At 68.3% G+C, this 19939-nt stretch carries 8 protein-coding genes; 2 read left to right on the top strand and 6 right to left on the bottom strand.

Annotation, left to right across the window (positions count from 1 at the left end; genetic code table 11):
- Window position 1: 1 nt before the first annotated feature.
- From AC3WMU_RS15970 to AC3WMU_RS15950, 5 genes are all read right to left on the bottom strand, one after another.
- Window positions 2–12691 (bottom strand): putative filamentous hemagglutinin family protein, encoded by a 12690-nt coding sequence (locus tag AC3WMU_RS15970; RefSeq protein ID WP_492282643.1) that lies wholly within the window; start codon window positions 12689–12691, stop codon window positions 2–4.
- A gap of 173 nt (window positions 12692–12864) precedes the next feature.
- Window positions 12865–13827, bottom strand: coding sequence for a FecR family protein (locus AC3WMU_RS15965; RefSeq protein WP_035213950.1), 963 nt, complete (start codon window positions 13825–13827; stop codon window positions 12865–12867).
- Between the two features lie 16 nt (window positions 13828–13843).
- Complete coding sequence (locus AC3WMU_RS15960; RefSeq protein WP_424625004.1) at window positions 13844–14392, bottom strand: RNA polymerase sigma factor; 549 nt, start codon at window positions 14390–14392, stop codon at window positions 13844–13846.
- A 4-nt stretch (window positions 14393–14396) separates the two neighbouring features.
- Window positions 14397–15074, bottom strand: a complete 678-nt coding sequence (locus tag AC3WMU_RS15955; RefSeq protein WP_006227679.1) for an STN domain-containing protein — start codon at window positions 15072–15074, stop codon at window positions 14397–14399.
- 355 nt (window positions 15075–15429) lie between these two features.
- A complete protein-coding gene (locus AC3WMU_RS15950; RefSeq protein WP_006227678.1) occupies window positions 15430–16734 on the bottom strand; it encodes a pyridoxal phosphate-dependent aminotransferase in 1305 nt (434 codons plus the stop codon).
- 424 nt (window positions 16735–17158) lie between these two features.
- Here AC3WMU_RS15950 and AC3WMU_RS15945 point away from each other — a divergent pair, with 424 nt between their 5' ends.
- On the top strand, window positions 17159–17830 hold the full coding sequence (locus AC3WMU_RS15945) for a hypothetical protein (RefSeq protein WP_100220470.1): 672 nt from the start codon (window positions 17159–17161) through the stop codon (window positions 17828–17830).
- 4 nt (window positions 17831–17834) lie between these two features.
- Entirely contained in the window at window positions 17835–19085 is a 1251-nt protein-coding gene (locus AC3WMU_RS15940) for a hypothetical protein (protein ID WP_006227676.1), read from the top strand.
- Between the two features lie 12 nt (window positions 19086–19097).
- Here AC3WMU_RS15940 and AC3WMU_RS15935 read toward each other — a convergent pair whose 3' ends face one another.
- Window positions 19098–19913: an SDR family oxidoreductase gene (locus AC3WMU_RS15935; protein ID WP_006227675.1), complete on the bottom strand. Its 816-nt coding sequence runs from the start codon at window positions 19911–19913 to the stop codon at window positions 19098–19100.
- Window positions 19914–19939: the final 26 nt, after the last annotated feature.

The raw sequence follows: 19939 nt of genomic DNA, 5'->3' as shown, positions 1-19939 counted from the left end.
GCTACAGCCGGCCCAGATTGCTTTGCTCGCGTTCGGTCAGTTGCTGCTGCGCCTGCGCCGGCAGGTCGCCCAGCCCCAAGACCCGCACCGCACTGCCGGGGTCATAGGAGGCTGACGGCGCCGGCGGCCTGGGCGGCGGCGTTTCCCCGCCACTGCCCGCCGGCAGCGGCTCCGTGCCGAAGCCAAGGATCTGCACGTTGAAGACGGACGGCTGATTCTGGCGCGCCGCCGAGCGCTCGCGCTGCATGACGTCCTGCGCCGCGGAGGAAGCAGTGGTCGCGGCCGCGCTGGCGCTGGTCAGCGCATTGGTGTTGACCGACACCGCAATCGGAATGCCCTTGCTGTCGCCCTGCACCTGCATGTTGGCCGCGTTCACCACATGCAGCGCCGCCACGTTGACGTTGCCCGACACACGGATGCCTGCCTCGCCGGCGTCGATGGTGCCTAATGGCGCAATCAGGTCCACGTCGCCTGCCGGCACCTCGGGAATCGGCGCCAGCGTGCCGATGCCCGCGCCGGTGGAAGGCACGGTAGGCGACAGCACCACGTTGCCATAGGCGTCGTACACCCGCCGCGGCGGGGTGTACAGCACTGTCGTCTTGGCGCCGCGGCCCGCGTTGATGTCGCCTTCGGCCGACCAGGCCTGGATGTGCCCGCCGAACGTGGTCATGATGCGGCTTTGGCCCAGCAGCAGACTACCTTGCGCAAACAGCTGGATGTTGCCCTGCCCTTGCGTCACCACGCCTGCGCTGGCCGGCGGCGCCACGCCTTCAACGCCCAGCACCTGCTGGCCGCCCGGCGTCAGCAGCTGGATGTTGCCGCCGAAATTGCTGCGCAGGCCCGCGCCGCCATACATCGTGAAGCTGCCTTCATAACGCAAGGGTGTGCCTGCGGAGTCGGCATCGGGGAACAGGGCCGCGATGGCGCGGCGCCCACGCAGGTAGCTGCCGAAACGCGGGCCGCCAACGTCGTTGTACTCGCGCCCGCCCGCCTTCAGTTCAGCGAAGAACAACTCGCGCGCGTAGATGCCGCGCTCGGCCGGCGCCAACGCCGCCAACGCGGCGCCCGCGCCTTCCTCGCCGCTTGCGTAGCCGTGGTGCTTGCGCAGCCAGTTGACCAGATAGGCGCCGCTATCCTGCTCGAAGTCGGCTGCCAGATCCCGCCGGGCCTGGCCGGCATCCGCATCGCGCAGCGCCTGCCGGCGCGCCAGTTCGGCCGGCGCCCCGACGTCATCGCCCGTGTAGCCGAATTCGGCGGCAAGCCATCCGCGTAACGTCTGTTCGCCGCCATAGGCCAGCACGACCTTGTCCGGGTTCGCACCCAACGCCTCGCCTGCTTGCAGCCCACGCGCGCCATCAAGATACCGCGCCAGGAAGCGCCCATAATCCGGGCCCGCCGTGCCGACGCCGGCCAGCACGGCCAGGTCTGCGCCGGGCCGGGTGTCGCCGCGCACGATGGCGCCCAGGCTGCGCACGCTGGCCACATCGTCCTGGCGCAGCTGTCGCGCCGCCTGCATCAGCAACGTGCCCGGGCCAGCGACCCGTGCATTGGCGTAAACGATATCGCGGCCGGCTTCGATCAACGACAGGTCGCGCGCGTTGTTGTGCACGGCGGTGATGTCCAGACCCAGGATGTCGCGGCCGGCCCGAACCGATACCGGCACAGCGGCTTCGTACCAGGTGTCTATGCTGCGAACGACCGACCCCGTCATGTCGACGACCGAACCGCTCTTCAGACCCACCACATCGCCGGTGGCCGCATAAAAACGAGCGACGGCGTCATCCCCTGCATGCAATGCGCGGTCCAGCGGCGTGCCGGGTCCGAACGTGAACAGCGGCTTCGCGTACGCGGCCCCCCCTTGCATCACCCCTTCCCTGCTGGTGTTGGTCAGGATGGGATTGCCGTGGATATCGGTGGTGAACGCGCTGAAAGCCGGACGCAAGGGCGTGGGTAATGGCGCGTCGGCCGACGACATCGACACGGTGTACGCGTTCTGCGCCAGGATGGAGCGGCCCGCCAGCATTTCCAGCTGGCCGTTCGCCGAGGGCGCCAGCAGCAGCACGGGGTTGGCCTGGTTCGCGGCATTGTCGGCGAGCATGATGCTGCCGTTGGCCGCCACGGCGCGCAGGATCGACGGATAGACGTAGTAGCTGCGTCCCGTCGCGCCGATATGCGTATATTCCGGGTTCAGTTCGTCGCCCGAAAACCGGCTGTTGCTGACCGTCATCGGCGTCAGGTTGCCGCCCGCCGAAAACAGATTGATGGCCGTGTTCGGAGTCCACAACGTAAACCAGCCATTGCCGCCGCCGGTCGCCGGCTGCGGATCGCCACTGCGCTGGTACGGGCTGGAGTTGACCTGCGTGACACGCCCCGGATCGCTGACGCCAGCCAGCACCAGGTCCGAGCGCGTATCGATCCACGCCACCGCGTCGCCCAGCACCAGCCTCGGGCCGCCCATGGGCCGGGCTGACGCCACAGCAAAGGGATCCTTGGCGCGCAGGCCCGCGCCGTCACCGTAACGCAATTCCATGCCGCCCAACTGGCCCGCGGACACGGCCAGACGGCCGCGCAAGTTGACCAGCACACCGTTCAAGTCCAGATGATCGGTGCCGCCGGTATACGGTCCCATCGCGTCCAGTTGGGTGGCGTTCAATGCCGGGTTGAGGCTGCCGCCGATGCGCAGATCGAGGTCGCCACCGCCCGTCAGCACGATGTTGCCGTCGACCACCCGGCCTGTGCTGCCGACCGCGGCAGTCAAGCCTTGCGAGCGCGGTTCCACACCGTTGACGTACCGGGCCGCGTCGCCGCGCGCGTCGCGAATGCCGGCGTCGCGCCCCGCAGCGATGCTGAGGTTGCCGCCGCCCAGCGTGCCGAACCCGGTAAAGCCGACCAGCCTGGGTTCCGGGTTGTTGCCGCCGATGGCGCCCTCGACCGCATAGGTGCCGAAATTGATCCACCAGCTGGGCGCGATGTCGGCCACGCCCGGTGTGCCGATGCTGCCCTGGCGCCAGAGCCAGGTGCCGGTCATCGTGCTGGCATAACGCGCGCGGGCGGACGAATTGTCGACCACCACGCCGTTGTCGGCGCCCGAACCCAGCGCATCGCCATAGATGTCGCGCCCGGCCTGCACGACCAGGTTGCCGCCCTGGTCGGGGTACCACGCCTGGTAGGCCGCCAGGGCGGCGTCGTACTTACCGTCCATCTGGATCAATCCCAGCGGGCCGGTATTGATGTCGTAACCGCGCGGCAGGTTGAAGCGCGCGTCGGCCGCGCCCAGTGACGATGGCGTCCCCGCGGTGTAGACGCCGTACAGCGAGGCCATGCCTACGTCGCGCCCGGCCAGCAGCGAGAGGTCGCCGGCGCCGGTGCGCAACACGCTGAACGCGGGCGAGCCAAAGCCATACTTGTACTCGCGGGTGACGATGGTTTCAGACTTTCCGCCGCCGACGCAATTGCTGGCGTCTGCGCAGAATTCCTCCAGCGTCACGCCTAGCTCGGCGATGAGCAGCTCCACCGGTTTGCCCACCCAGCTTAAATCGCCCCACCAGTTCAGCGACCCCGATTCGGACACCGTGCGCGGCGCAGGCGTGCAATAGGCGCCCCAGCCGCACATCTCCTCCCAATCGAAACCCCATGCCTCGGCCAGTTCCTTGATGGGCTTGCCGACCAGCGTGGAGTCCCCGAACAGCTCATCGGCCCCCGACTGCGTCAAGACCATCACACCAACGAAAATCGTCTTGGTGGTTTCGGTCGCTCGTCCCGAAACGCCGTAATGAGTATCGGCCAGCACCAGGTCGCCCTTGCTGAGCACGTTGCGGGCGCGCACGTCGGCCGAATCCAGGTCGGCGCCGGCGACCGCAGTCAGGCTCCAGGCGCTGGCGCCCGGGGCCAGCATGGGCGCCAGCGCCCAGTTGCGGCCTTGCTTGCCGTCCGGCCCCTTGGGCCGCAGGTCCACCGGTTTGCCGTCTTGCAGCACCACTTTGGTCTGGGACGGAATCAGCGAGCCCTGCGCCAGCACGATCTGCCTGCTGGCGACCAGCTCGGTCGGTAGCGCCACGCCCTTGGGCCACGTGAATGCGCGCATGGAAGCGCTGCTACGCAGCACAAAACCCGCGCCCAACTGCGCGCCGGGGTCGAGTCTGACTTCGCCGGGCAATACCGTGCCGGCCCGCAGCACGGTGCCGCCGGCCGTCGTCACATCGCCAGTCAGCACCAGGCCGCCCGGCAGCGACAGGGGCGCGTTCAGCGTCATGGCCACCGGCAGCACCGTGCCCACGGGCAGCGTCGCGGGGCTGGCGGGCAAGTCGTAGTTCAGCGCGCGGCCGGCCGGGAACGAGGAACCCGCTTCCAGCTTGACGCCGCCGATGGGCACCACTAGGTCGCCGCCGTAAGGCGTCACGGCCTGCAAGCCGTAGCGCCCCTCCACCAACTGCCAGCCCGACGCATCGTCAGGCGACTCCGGCGGCGGCGCGAAGCCGTCGTTGATGCTGCCGTAGACGTTGAGGTTGCCGCCGGCGCGCAGCACCAGCACGCCCGGCTCGCCAAAGCCGCGCCGCGCGGGCGTCATGCGGTCTGCGCCCGGTCCATAGCGGTAATTGGACAGATCGATATCGCCGACCACGCTCAGGTCTCCGTCCGGCGTGGCGCTGACTACCTCCACGCCGGGACGCAAGTGGTAATTGCCGAGGCCGGACAGGCGGCCCGCCAACGCGGGATTGCCCAGCGCCGCGGTCATGAAGGACTGGCTCTGCAGATCGATGCCGTCCAGATAGCCCTGCGTAATCTGCTGGGGACGCTTACCGGTGACGTCGGGCGCGTCGGCCAGCGGCGAGTCGTTGTAGCGGCGGAAGGCGTTCACGGCGATCGTCTTTGCGCCCAGGATGGCGGGACTGCCCGCCACCACCACGGCCACGTCGCGGGCGCCGTCGCCCGACCCGGCAATGGCGCCCTGCTCCGCGCCGCCGCCCAGGCGGCGCGCGTTCAGGTCCAGCGTGCCGCGAGCGGCACCATCGTGGTTCTGCGCCCCGGTGCCGGCGCGCAGGTCCACGCTTGCACCTGCCCCCAGCGTCAGCGTGCCTTCGCGGGACGTCAGGTCGACAATGGCGCGGTTGGCGCTGTCGATGATCTTGCCGTAGCTGTCCACGCGCAGGCCGGCGCCATGGGCATCCAGCATGCCGTTGATGACCAGGTCGCGCATGGCCGCCAGGCGGATGCTGCCCACCTGCGTGCCGCTGGCATCGATGCGGCCATTGACGGTCAGGCTGCCGCCGTCCACCACCAGTTCGACGTGCCTGGCCCGCAGCTCGTCGCCGACCACCACGTCGCCACGCTTGATCTGGAAACGCCGGGCGCCGAAGACACCCCCTTCGGTCAGGCGCGCATTCAAGTCGGCAAAGTCGGCCAGGGTCTGCGCCCGCAGCACGGCTTCGGCGCTTTCGTACGCCACTCGCGTGCCGCCCGCGTCGTACAGGCCGGAGGCCGTGCCGCGGAACGCGCCGCGCAGGTCCACCCGGCCCGCGTCCGCGCCCAGCGCGATGGCCTGAATGCGGCCGGCGCGGTTGTTCTGCGCCGACACGTCGATAAGCCCTCCCCGCGCCTGCGTGATGTTGCCTGCCATGCTTTGCAGTTCCACATCGCCGCCCCAGCTGTAGCGCGGCGCGTCCAGCAAGCGCACCTCGCGGCCCGACACATCGATCCGCGAATCCGCGCCCAGCACGATGTCGCCCTGGGCCTTGATCGAGAGCTTGCCCGACGGCAGCGCTACCGTCGTATCCAGGACGACGCTGCGGCCCGCCAGGCTCAAGGTAGCGCCCAGGGCATCACGCGCGGCGGGAGCCGCGCCTGTGCCGGAGAGGGTCAACGCGCCGCCAGCCGTGATCGCCATCGCCGAACCGGCCTCGCCGGTCAGGAGCGGCGTGCGGATCAGCAGGTCGCCGCCGCGATAGCGCCAGCCCGTTTCGGCGGAGTAGCCGTCCTGCCCCTGATAGACGGACAGGCCGCCACGGGCGCGGCCCGAGATCATCTGCGCAGCATCCAGCGACACGGACGCAAAGCCCAGCATCAGGCGTTCAGCGGGCACCAGCACGTTCGGCAACTGGAAGGGCGAGGACTCCAGCCGTATCACGTCGGCCACGATGTTCAGGCCGCCGTTCCCCAGGCTGTCCAGCATCGCGCCCCCAGGCGCCTGGGGTTTGCTGGCGCCGGCTCCGCTCGCGCCGCTGCGGTCGGCGGCAACCGAACCCGCCCAGACGAATTCGGCGGCGGCGATGGTGGCGGTGTCGCCTGCCGCGCCGTAACCGTAGATGGCCGGCGCGCCCAGCACCAGGCGCTGCAGCGACCGGCCGCCGGCGCCGCGCGCGTCCAGCGATACCGAGCCATACACATTGACGGATTCGCCAGCGTTCAGGATCAGGCTCTCAAGCGCCGGGGCTTCCAGCGCTGTGTTCCCGCGCAGCAAATTGCCCAGCACGTCCTGATTCAGCACCATGCCCGGCGGCAGGCGGCCCGCCGCGCCGGCCTGAGCTAGCGCCTCGGTGCTGCCCATGTTGACGGCTGAGACGCTCAGCGCCAGGTTCCGCGTGCCGTATTGCACCGTGTCGCGCCAGGTGAACGCACCATTGGTGGACGCGCCGATGGAACCTTCCGACAACAAGCGGGCCATGCCCGCGCAGTCCGCGATACACCCCCCCACGTCCACAGCCGTGCCCGCGCCGTTCGACGGCGGCAACAGGTTTACCAGGCCGTTCGATACGGCCAGCGTGGCACCGTTGATCGACTGGTAATAGAGCCCGGTGCGCGCATCCTGTGCCACGTCGCCGCGGCCAAGCGTGGACAGCGTCGCGCCTTGCTCGACCACGATGCCACGCCCGCCATCGACCGCATACAGGAAGATTTCTGGCGCCCGCAACACCGCGCCACTGCGCACCACCACCTGCTGAGCATCGCCACCCACGTTGCGTGCGCCAGTTTCATAGGTTCCCGCCACGCCCGCCACGCCGCCGATGAACATCGCCCCCGGGGACAGCGCGTTCAGATCTGCGGCGTAAAGGGCCGCGGCCTTCGGGGGCAGGATGGGCGCCTGTCCCGGCGCCAGGATCTCAATCCCGCTGGCCGGTCCCGTCACCGCCAGGCGGCCCGCATAGGCGCCGCTGCCTTGGGGTACGTCGAACCGCGCCGCGCCCTTGAACGATAGCGCCGGACTGCCTTCCCGGCCGGCGCCTTCCGCCAGGCTCAGGTGCAACGTCCGGGCATCCGTGGTCAACATCCCTCGCTGGGTGCCTTTGCGCGCCGCATCCGCAAGCACGAAGGCGTTGTAGGTCGTCTCGTTGTATTGCGCATGGCGCCGCACCACGTCGGCCGGCGTGATCAAGAGTCGGGTGGACAGCGTCGCGACCTGACCGGTCAAGGCCGTGCCCAACCGGCCGCTGCCTACCCACGAACCGCCGCGCGTGCGCGCGGCCACGGACGTCTCGTTGATGCCCTGCGCGCCCAGCTCGACGCGGAACGCACCGGGCAGCAGCGCGTAGGTCGATGGCAGCAAGGTATAAGCGCCGGCGGGCAGGCCCGGCACGCCGGCTTCGATCGTCACCTGCCGCCCCACGGCGGGACTGCCAGCGCCCGCGTCAGGGGCGACCGGCGCCTGGCTGCCCCCAAAGCCCGGCACGATGGCGTAGACCGCATTGCCAGAGCGGCTGAATCCGAACCCCGGATTGGCGTCGGCCATGGCGTAATGCAGCACGTCGACCGAACCGCCGCGACCGCGCACGAAAGCGCCGCCCGTCAATTCGCCGCCGCCGGACAGGTCCAGCACAGCGCCCTCGGCCACCTCGATCACCTTGCCCTGGATGTTGATCTTGCGGCCCAGTAAGCCGTCGGAGCGGGTCGCCTCCAGCTCCACCTCCTTGCCGGCATACAGGTACTTCACGCCATCCACCGTGCCGCCATAGGGCATGACCAACCCGTCGCCGCTGATGGACGTCAGGCTGCCCGGCAGGAACCGGATGGTGCTCGGGGTTTCAGATTTGCTTTCGAACGTAATGCCGCCCAACGGGGCGCGCAGCACCCCGCCCTGCTCGATCAGCGGCGCAGCCAGCGTGATGGCGCCGAACGCGGAATACGGCGTGGCCGGCGTGTCGCCCGCGGCGCGCCGAAGCGTCAGGACGGCATCGGGGTTGTATTTGGCAATTTCTCCCTGCGGCCCCAGGACCATGTATTCGCCCATGGCGATGATGCCGCCAGACCGGGTGACCGGGTAGATCTGCGCGGCGCTCAGCGTCAACCGATTGGGGGCGGCCAGTTTGGTGTTCAAGCCGCGGTCACCGAACCCCGCGGCGCCCAGGCGCACGTCACCCCGCACGTCCAACTGCACATCGTCAAAGCTGATCAGGTTCCGGCTGCCCCGCACATCCAGCAGGCCGGCCGACACGTCCAGCCGGTGACCGACGTTGAAATACTTCAACGGCGCGGAAACCAGCTGCAGGAAGAAGTCGGCGCCGTCCAGCGGCTTGTAACGCGCCTGGTTGAGCAAGACGTAGGGCGCGGCCAGGCTCACCTCGCTGGCGGCAGCCGCGGCATCGACCAGCGACAGCGCCCCAGACAGCCGCAGGCTCTGGCGCATGGACAGCGCGACGCTGCCATCAGCGCGCACGTCGGCATTCACCGCCAGGTTGTCAAAGCCCCCGGCCTCGATGCGGTCCACGCCCAGGCGTCCATAGCCGTAGGCCAGCGCCGGCGTGGATTCACCCGGCCGCAGGTCCGCGGCCAGCATGCTGTCGCCCTGGTTCTGCGCCAGCACCAGTTGCCGCTCCTTTTGCACCGCCGCTTCTGGCGAAAGATTGCGCTGATAGAACGCGCCGCCGAACGAAATGCCCAGGGTGCCGCCGGCCGCGCGATCGGATCCCGCCGCCGCGCGCATCGTGCCGTCCAAGTGCAGGCTATTGGCCGAAGACAACACGATGGTGCCGCCGTCGGAACTCACGACCGTAGCGCCGCGGCCCGACAGGTCCAGAACGGCCTGCGTGCCGGACGCGTCCAGCAGCGAACCCGGCCGCAGGATGAGGTGCCGGTCGATAGGACGGCTGGTGGTGTCGACATCGGCCTCCCAGTCGAGCTTGCCGCCGATCTCGATCGTGCCCCCAGCATGCACCAGCCCGTAGCGCTGGCCCTTGGCATCCACGGCGACATGGCTGCGTCCGGCCACGTCCAGCACGGCCTGTTCACCGATCCAGACCGACCGGGGATTGGCCTTGGGCACGTAGGGCTGCTCGCCGATGCGCGGTTCCTGAATCGAAATATGCCCGCCCCAGGCGTCCAGCCGGCCCAGCACGGTGATCTGGTCGGCGCCCCTGATCTGAATGGAGCGACCAGGGTCGACGCTGACCCGCGCGCCTTCGCCCACGACGATCGGCCCGCCTTGCGCGGCCCGGTCCGAGTACAGCGCCAGGTCGGCGCCGACGCGTTGCGTCAACCGGGCGCGCAACGGGTCTTCCGTGTACAGCGGCGGCGTCCACAGCGACAGGACGTCACCGGGTTGGGCGCTGGAACCGGGCGCCTGCGCGGTGCCGCCCTCGAACCGCAGCACCGGCATGGCGACGTCGATTTGCGCGCCATCTGCCACGGCCAGCCCCTGGTAGCCATTGATCTCGTACTTGCCGAAACCGGAGCGGAACAAGGAGGGACCCAGCCGCAACGCCTCTGCCTCCAGCGGGTCCGACGGACCGCCCAGCACGATGCGCCCGCCGCTGGAGACGGACAACGTCCCGCCGCCCGTCACGCCGTAGCCGCGCACCTCTGCGCCAAACGACAGCAGGCCACCGCTGGACTGAACGCTGCTCTGAACATGGGCGGCCAGCGTCACGCTGCCCCCCTTGCCGCCCCGCAGTTTGCCGTCCGCCAGCACCGATGCGCCAGCCGACACATCCAGCACGCTGCCCGCGTCCACGACCACGTCGCCCGTACCGCGCAGCGCTACGCGGCCGCCGTCGCGCACCGGCAGTCCCGCCAGGCCCTCGGCGTCGCGCAGCAAGTTGGCCCAAACGCCGCGCGCATCCAGCACCACGCCGGCGGCGACGTGCAGCCGCGCAAGCTGCTGGGGCTGGGGCGCCAGCGCCGCATCCTCGATCCGCGGGGCCAGGAAGCTGGGTTGCAGCAACACGTTGCCTGCCTGGATCAGGCCGCCGCGACTGACCAGGTTGGCCTTGATATCCACCTCGGGCGCATAGAGCGTGATCTCGCCGCCATCGGCGCTGCGCAGGGCCGAGTCGACGGTGATGGACCGCCCGGCGGCGATGCGCACCCGGCCCAGCGCAAAGCCATTGAGCCGGTCTACGTCCAGGAACAGCTTGCCCTGGTTCTCTTGCGGCAAGGCGGCGGCAAGATCCAGGCCGTCGGCCAAGCGTTCCCTGCCCGTGCCCAGCGTCACGTCGGCCACCGTATCGCCGGTGGCGCCCAGCTGATAGTGCACAAGCTTGGTGACGGGGTCGTAATAGCGCAAGTCGTTGCCCACCACCAGCGCACCGCGGCGCGCCACCGCACGCTGTGACTGGCTGTAGCCGTCCAGCCCGGCCTGCGGCGCAAGGTCCTGGCGCACGCCCTGGTAGGTATCGCTGGCGAGGTCCCCTTCCAGCACGGCGCTGCGGGTCGCAATGACCAGCGTCCCCGCATCGCGCCCCACCGTGTAGCCATCCTCGTCGCGCGTGCGCGGCGCCAGCAGCGCGTTGTAGAAGCGGCGCGTGGCCTTGTCGCCCCAGCGCTCGGAGCGCTGCTCGTAGCCCTGGTAGATGCCCGTGAACAGCATATCGGCCGGCGCCCGGTCAGCCGAGTAGAGCCGCCCGTCCTGGCCGCGCAGCCAGGTCTGCTGCAAGGTCCCGGACTGCACGTCCAGCGTGCCGCCCGACAGGTTGATGGTCGAACCGGCCTGCGTCACCACCTCGGCGCCTTCGAAGCGGACCAGGCCACCCTGCGCCAGCCAATGGCTTGCCGGCACCGCCAGCGTTCCCAGGTAGCCGCCCACTTCCAGCAGGCCGCCGCCGCTGTACCAGCGGTCGCCCTCGTAGCCGCCTGCCCCACTGGCCACCTGGATCAGCGTGCGCCGGTCCAGCCACACGTCGGAATTATTGAGCCGGGCGTCGTCGCGGTTCAGCGGCGAATCGCGTTGTTCGTTGCCTTGCAGATTGATCTTGATGTTGTTCGATTCCATCGACACGGCCACGCCGATCGCGCCGGCCACGTCGATCTGCGCGCCATCGCGTACAAGCGTGCGCGCGCCCGCCTTGACCGCGACCTGGCCGCCCGTCGCCAGCGTCAGCGAATCGCCCTGGAAGTCGACCGTGCCGCCGCTGTCGACCTGCACCAGCGACAGGTCGCGCCGATTGCGGTCGGCAAGCGCCAGCGTGGTGGTCGAATTGACGCTGGGCGGCATCAGGTTGTCGCGCTGGCCGTCCAACGCGGTCGCGTTGTCCGCATCCACCAGGATCGCGGTGATGGCACCCGGCCGCAGCGTCACGGCAGCATCGGCACCCACGCCGTTCAAATGGATCGTGCCGCGCGAGTCCACCGACGTGGTGGACGCCAGCACGCCGGCCTGCTCGACCGTCCGGGCCGCCAGAGTGATGTCGCCCTGCGGCGACAGGATCAGGCCGCGATGGGTCACGACGCCGCTGCCCGTGGGCACGATTTCGCTGCCGCGCGTCGTCGATGCGGCGTTGCCCTCGGTGCCCTGGCCGCGCTTGATCACGAAGCTGTCGCCTGCCGCCAGCGCCGCCTGCCCCTTGGCCGTCACGATGGAACCCGCGTTGTCGACTTCCCGGCCCAGCAACAGCACGTAGCCGCCCGACTGCGTCACGGTCGCGGGACGGTTGGTCTCGATAGCCGCGCCGGGCCGCAATTCCACCTTACCCAGCGCATCCGTGAAGGTCGGGGTCTTGTCGTCGGGTCCATACAGGCCGTTGTTCTCGAACTGCGCGTCCGTGATGCGCGCGGCCGCTGCCACCAGGTTGCGCGCGTTCACCTGCGACGAGCCGTCGAAGATCACGCCGTTGCGGTTGACCACCATGACCGTGCCGCCGGCCTTGATCTGCCCTTGAATCACCGAAGGCCGCGCTTGCGGGTCGTTGACGCGGTTAAGCACCGCCCAGGTCGGATCCTGCTGGAATTCCACCGTGGTGCGCGAGCCCACGTTGAAGGTCTCCCAGTTCAGGACGGCCTTCGCGCCCGTCTGCTCGATGGCGACCCTGGCGCGCCCGTCCTGAAGGGTCTGCACGGGCGCCTTCGCATTGCGCCAGCCGGCCGTCAGCGGATTGGTGTCCACCTTCAGCCCACCCTCGGCCAAACCGTCCGGCACCGGCACGCCCGACGCCAATGCTGCGTCGCGCGCGGCGCGCTGCGCCGCCTGCTGCGCGGCGATCACCGCCGCGGTCCGGCCCAGATTGCCGACTGACCGCTGCAACTGGTCGCGCGCCGCCTGCGACTGCCGCGCGCCCGTCAGCGCGGTCACCGGCGCCCCATTGGGCAACCGGCCCGTGGCGGCGGCCTGGGCCTGCGTCGCGCTCTTGGCCGCGAACCAGCCGCCGCTGAACGCCTGCTGGGCCGACGCTGGCGCAGCGACACCCCCCGACACCAGCAACACCGCCAGCGCCGCCGGCAGCGGCTTGAGCCGGCCTGTCCGCGAGCCGGCCGCAACAGAGCGGGTCATAGGGAGTTTGCGGAGACGCGATGTCATAGCGGGCAATCCTGATCCGAGTAGCCAAGGGAGTACGGGCACGTCATCGGCGCAGTCAGGACGCGTGATGGCGGCTCATACTCCAATGACGAAAGGACGCGATGGAAGGGCTACCGGAAACGTCGGGTTTTTTTGTAACAGCGCGATCAGCTCAACAGCACAATGCCGCCGGGCAGGCGCGTCAGCTGCGCGCCATACAGGTCACGCAGCATGTGCAGCGCCAGATCGGTCTGGGTAATCTCGAAGCGCATGCGCACACGCCGGGCAGCCAGGTCGGCGTTGCGCACCAGCACGCGGCCAGCGCGATAGCGGTTGATCTCGTCGACCACCTCGGCCAGCGTCTGCCCTGCAAAACTGAGCGTGCCCGTGCGCCAGGCGTCCACTTGCGCGGTATCCACAGCCAGCGCCGGTTGCAGGCCGGTATCGTCGTAGATCACCTGCTCACCTGGCGCCAGGGTCTGCATTGCGCCCGCCGCTTCCACCTGGACCGCCCCCTGCAAGCACGTGACGCAGACCTGCGGCCCGGTATAGCGCAGGTTGAAGCGCGCCTGCCGCGCGCGCGTGGCGCCCGCCCCAGCGTAGACGACCACCGGCGCGCCGCTGCCGGCGGCTTCGACCTGGGCTTCGCCCGCCACCAGTTCAATAGCCTCGTTGCCGGCTTGCGCGCCACGCTGATTGATGCGCGTCTGCGTGTTCATCTGCACATGCAACTGGTCCGACAGCGCCAGCTCGCGCTGCTCCGCCGTGCCGGTACGGAAGTCCGCCGTGAAATCCAGCAATGACGGCCACAAGGACAGCGGCGGCCACACCGCCACCGCGGCGCCGCCGGCGGCCATCGCCCCCAGGAACGCCCGGCGGGCCGGCCGGCTCGGGCCCCGGGCGGGAGGATGGGTCAGCCCAGGATCGCGACTAACGGCCCGCCGCAGTACCGGATCCATGTCCTGCCACAAGCGCGCCACCTCGTTCCAGGCGCGCGCGTGCGACGGGCTGCGCGCGCGCCATTGCTTCATCGCCTCGGCATCGCCGCGCGTCGCGTCGCGGTCGCGCAGGCGCAACCACCATTGCTCGGCTTCGCGCCGCAAGCGGTCGGGGTCTTCTGAAGGGTTCATGGCGCCGAGCATCGTGTCAGAATTTCCGCCGGCCTACAAGATCGCCATTGGCCACGGCCTCCGTGCCGGCCAGGCGTTCGCGGCAATGCCGCATGGCCGCGGCCAGTTCCTTTTTCACCATGGCCACCGATATCTGGAAACGTTCCGCGATCTCGGCATTGAGCAGTCCGTCCACCCGCGCCGCGGCAAGGATGGCGCGCTGGCGCGGCGGCAGCTCGTCCATGGCCGCCTCAAGCGTTCGCACGTCGCGGCGCGCCGCGACAATCCGCTGCGGGTCCGCGGTTTCGTCCACCACGTGCAGCAAGGCCTCGCGCTCGTCGTCGCCCAGCAATTCGCGGTTGCGCCGCCAATCGTCGGTGGCGATGCGCGCGGCCATGCGCAGCAGGTAGGCATCGGGATTCAGCACCGGACTGGCGGGCTTGGCCACGTCCAGGCGCAACCAGGTTTCATGCAGCGCGGCCGACGCCTGGTCGCGCGATCCGACGATGCGTTCCAGGCTGCGTCGCAGTTCGGCGTAGCGGGTGATCAGGCGCAGTCGCAGCAGCGCGGCGGAAATCATGGACATGCGGTCACTCCGCCGGCCGGCGCGGGGCCGCGCAATGGGTGCCGCCGGGCAGCAGCAATACCGAGACGGGCTGCGGCATGCCCGCAGGCGGCGGCGCCCCGACATCCATCCCGGTGATGGCGCGCGTCACGGCCATATCCACCCGGTCGCTGCCAGTCGTGTCCAGCAGGCGCATCCGCGCCACATGCCCACCGTCATCCAGCCGCAGTTGCAGCGCCAGGCGATAGCCGCCCGGCTGCGCGGCGGCATTGCCGCACAGCGTGCGCAAGATGGCCTTCTGCAAGCGTCCGATATAACCGCTGAAATCCGCGCCGCCGGCCCGCGCCCCCGGAATGTCCTCGACGTTCCGCGGGGCCGCGCCGTTCGCGGGCTGCCGGGCCGTCCCGTCGGCGGCCGGCGCGTAGACCACGATGGCTTCGCCGTCTGTCTGGCGGATGCGCAGCCCCGATCCGTCCAGCAGCCGGCGCAGCGCCTCCATGACCGTATGGCGGCCCGACAGCGCCGGCGCACGTTGCCGCGCATGACGCTCGTCGACCAGCACCGCCACGCCCGCCAGATGCCCGATGGCCTCCAGGCTGTCGCCCAGTGGCTGCGCCGGCAATGCGAATTCATAGCGCTCGCCGCGCAAGCGGTCCGGCGACGCGGCGGACGCAGACGCGGCGCCGCCCGCCAGAACGGGCATCCCCAAACACAGGAGACACACGCCAACCAGCGCCAACACACTGAGCGGTGCCGGGGTACCTATCATTGCGCGATATGGACGTCGGGAAATGGAATGGGCCGGCGGACGCCCGGACAGGGCTACGCCGGCCAGCAGGCTAGCTCAGCCAGATGACTTGACCGTGACACGAATAGGGATTGGCTGCCCGGGAACATGGCTGACGCGCGGACCGGGCAGTCATGGGGTAGCGGCAACGCGGATGACGGCGAGCGGACGCCGCTCGCGCCCGTACGTCAATCGGGAAAAGATTCGCCGCCCGGTGGGCGGCGAGAGGCGGCGAAAGGTGGACCGGCATCCTCGCCGGTCCGGCCGTCATTTAATCGGCGTTCACCGCCAATTCCACGGGCGACGCGACGGCGTCCTTTGATGACTCGGCATTGGCAGAAGCCGGCAGCTTCTTGCCCTGTTTGGCGCGGTAGTCTTCCAGGAACTTGGCGATCCGGCCAATGGCGATCCGCAGGTCCGGCTCGTGCGGCAAGAACACGATACGGAAGTGGTCGGGACGCGACCAGTTAAAACCCGTGCCCTGCACCAGCATCACGCGGGTCGCTTCAAGAAGCTGCAGGAAGAACTGGCGGTCGTCCTCGATGGGATAGACGTCCGGGTCCAGCCGCGGGAACATGTACAGCGCGGCCTGCGGCTTGACGCAAGTGACGCCCGGAATGGCGGTGATCAACTCGTAGGCCAGGTCGCGCTGGCGGCGCAACCGCCCGCCTTCGCATACCAGGTCATTGATGCTCTGGTAGCCGCCCAGTGCCGTCTGGATTGCCCATTGGCCGGGCACGTTTGCGCACAGCCTCATGTTGGCAAGCATGTTCAAGCCTTCGATGTAGTCGCGGGCGCTGTGCTTGTCACCCGAGACCACCAGCCACCCTGCGCGATATCCGCAGGCGCGGTAGCTCTTGGACAGCGAATTGAAGGTCAGCGTCAGCACATCCGTCGACAGGCTTGCCAGCGCGGTGTGCTGCACGTCGTCGTACAGCACCTTGTCGTAGACCTCGTCGGCCAGGATGACCAGCCCGTGTTCGCGCGCGATGGCGATGATTTCCCGCAGCACGTCATCGGGGTAGAGCACGCCGGTCGGGTTGTTCGGGTTGATGACCACGATGCCCTTGGTGCGCGGCGTGATCTTGGCGCGTATGTCGTCCAGGTCCGGGATCCAGCCCTTGTCTTCGTCGCACAGGTAATGCACGGGCGTCCCGCCCGATAGGCTCGTCACCGCCGTCCACAGCGGGTAATCGGGCGTGGGCAGCAGCAATTCGTCGCCATCGTCCAGCAGCGCGTTGGTCGCCATCGCAATCAGGTCGGACGCGCCGTTGCCCAGATAGACGTCTTCCAGCGTCACACCCTGCACGCCCTGCTGCTGGGTGTAGTGCATGACCGCCTTGCGCGCCGCAAAGATGCCCTTGCTGTCCGAATAACCCGCCGAATTGGGCAGGTTGCGGATCATGTCCTGTTGGACTTCTTCGGGGGCATCGAAGCCGAACACGGCCAGATTGCCGATATTGAGCTTGATGAGCTGCTGGCCTTCGTCTTCCATCTGCTTGGCGCGATCCATGATGGGACCACGGATGTCGTACAGGACGTGCGCCAGTTTGCTGGATTTTTTAATGGGTTTCATAGACGGTGATTCGTGCAGTGCACGCCTCCCAGGGCGTTCATCGATGATCCCCCGCGCGCCAGGCGGCGGCCAGTCATGGCCGTCAAGCGGGAGGCGCGCGCCGATGTCCAATGGGATGCTTGCGTTCCTTGGCAAAATTCAAGAGGGATAGTCGGGGAAACATGTTACACGGCGGCGCAGCAAAACCCCAACCGGCAATACTGACGCAAACCTGAACAATAACGAGACTACATGGCACCACGCGCCAATGCCCCTTTCCCGCGCCGATGCCCAAGCCCGCAGCATGGCCGCTGATCGCACCCCAATGCCAGACATTGATTGAATTTTCGTGACATGAATTAACGCATTTTGTATAAACCTCGGTTTGGCTAAACAGAGACAAACCGTGTTGTTACTGCAGAACTCGCGTGGGTGGATTGGCGCCGTGTCGGCTGCCGCAGTGTTAACGCTGGCAGGTTGCGCCACGCCGGTGCTGCCTTATACCTATACGCCCGCATCGGCCCTGACGGCCACGGGCGACGTGGGTGTCGGCCAGTTCAGCTACGAACCCAACAAGTATCTGCAGAGCCTCTCAGACGACCCATCCAACGCTCGCGACACGCGCTACCGCAATGCGGGCCTGTCCACCTCGCAGCAACACACCGGCGGCCCTCCCGGGGCATACCGCTCGACCTACTCGCACGTGCTGCCCAATCAGGCGCGCAACACCGCGGTCGGGACGGTGCTGTTCGAACGCAATGTGGCCGACATCATCCGCGACGCCTCCCTCACGGAGCTGCGCGCGATCGGGATCACCGTCTCGGGCCCCACCATCAGCCGCGAGCTGACGGGCGAGGTGCAGAACCTCATGGTGGACGAGCTGGGCATGAACATCGACTGGACGCTGCGCGTGGTGTACACCGTAACCGAAAAGTCCAATGGCGACGTGGTCTACAGCGCCGTCAAGGAAATCAAGCGGACCACGCCGAAGTTCCTCAATGTGCTGGGGGCCCTGAACGACCTCATTCGTTTGAATATCGAAGCGCTGGCGACCGATCCACAATTTCTTGCCGCGATCCAGCACCCGTCGCAACCCACGGCATCCTCCCGGAAGTAAAACCATGAAATTGCGTTGCCTGCTCGCCTCGGCGATGCTCTGCCAGGCCGCCACCGCCGTGGCGACGCCGGCCTCGGCGCTGTCCCGTACCCCGACGCCCGCGCCTGCGGCGCCCCCCGCCGTCGCAATCCCGGCGCCCGTCAATGTCATCAGTGTGCAATCCATGGGCATCGCCTTCACGGCGCCACAAAACTGGTCGCACAAGATCAGACGCTCAGGACGGTTTGGCGAGATCGTCGTCGACCCCGTTGAAGTCGACCCCAACCGGATGCTGCGATGCCACCTCAAACCCACGGTGGAGCCGCGCTCGCGGGGCATGTCGCAACAGCAGATCAACGCCCGCATGCTGGCCAATCCCGCCACGCCCGAACAATTTTCGGAAATACTGGATAGCCATGTGACAGACCCGAACCTGACGACGAACGTCAGCGACGGTGGCGAGATGTTGGTGGGAGAACGGCTGGTGTACTGGTTTACCGCCAAGATGACTTTCAGGGAGAAGGGCAAGGAAGGCTTTGCCTTCATGAAGCTCTACGTCATCAACGTGCCGGGCTTCACGTGGGCCATTGTGTGCGGCGCAGGCGCGCCGGGCGAAGCCGCCACCGCTTCGACCAGATTCAATGAATGGTTGCCCGCCTTCGACCGATTGGTGTTGTCGCTGCAGTTCACGGACCTAGTCCAGCCGCCAGCACCAGCGCCGGTTCCGGCCGCCACGCCTCCCGCCAGCCGCACGCTTCCCCCCGCGCGCCTGCCCACGGCGAATCCCCCTCCGGCCGCGACGCCGTCATTGTCCGCCGTCGGCGCCTCCAACAGCGGCCGACAAGCGGCAAGCCGGCCGTCGATGGCTGAACGCCAGGCAAGCGCTGGCGTGGCTCCGCCCGCATCCGCCGCCCGCACTACGGAACCCGCCGTCGCCAACCGCGACGTGCAACCGTATTCGGGCTATGGATTCGCGGTGCGCGTGCCTGAGGCCGCCGACCGCTCGATCATGGACAGCACGATCGTGCAGGAAGCGCTGGCCCAGGGCTGCAAGGTGCGCAAGCCGCAACGGCAAATCGTCATCAGCCGCAATGCCGGCCCCTTGAACGTGGACGAAGTCGTGTTCCCGCAGGGCTGCTTCGGCACACGCGGCACGCCGCCGCTGTACGGCGTGGGCACCATCCAGTCACCAGCGCGCAATGCCAGCCAATACCTGGTGTTCGACTACGACGACCAGGCGCGCGAACGTCTGATCGACTACCTGAGCAGGCAGTAAGGCGGGGCCCCTTTATCGCTTCATCCGCATCACCGACCGCATCCCCGTAAGGAACTGCTCATCCGTGCTGTTCCACCGCGCGTTCGCCAGGGCTTCGCTATCCGGCCCGGCGGGAAAGCGCAGGCGGTCACTCACGTCGTTGGCCGCGGCGAAGATGGCGCTGGCAACTTGCTCGGGCAGCGTCACGCTGCCCGCCTCAGCAAAAGACTGGATGAACTGGTGGGCGTAGGCCTGGTAGGCGGGAGGGATAAGGCCTGCTCCCCGGTCCTGGACGTTCGCGGTGAAACGCGTGCTGGGGGCATAACCCGGTTCGACCAGCTTGACGCGTACGCCCACGGCATCGAGCTCGTAGAACAGGGCTTCGGTGAACCCTTCGACTGCCCATTTGCTGGCGGCGTACGGCGCCACCAGCGGCATGCCGGCAAAGCAGACGCTGGAGGTGACGTTGATAATGACGCCATCCCCCCGTTCGCGCAGATGGGGGATGAGGGCCTGGCTCACGGCCATGACGCCAAAGGTGTTGGTGTCGAACACGGCGCGGAATGTGGCGGCAGGCGTGGCCTCCACCGCCGAGAACAGGCCGATGCCGGCGTTGTTGACCAGCGCGTCGATCCCGCCAAAGGCCTGGATGCCTCCACGAATGGCGCGCGCGATGCTGGCGTCATCGGTGACATCCAGTTCCACCACGCGCAAGCGTTCGGACGGCGCAAACAGGGCCGGGTCGGGCCGGCGCATGGTGGCAATGACGTTCCACCCCTGCTGCAGGAAATGGTTGGCGGTGGCGTGGCCGTAGCCGGACGAGGCGCCGGTGATAAGGACGGTTTGCATAGAGGCTCCAGTTGATCCAGACCTCA

It is taken from the genome of Achromobacter sp. FW305-C-13, from assembly GCF_058783475.1.
This window is presented reverse-complemented; position numbering and strand designations above follow the sequence as displayed.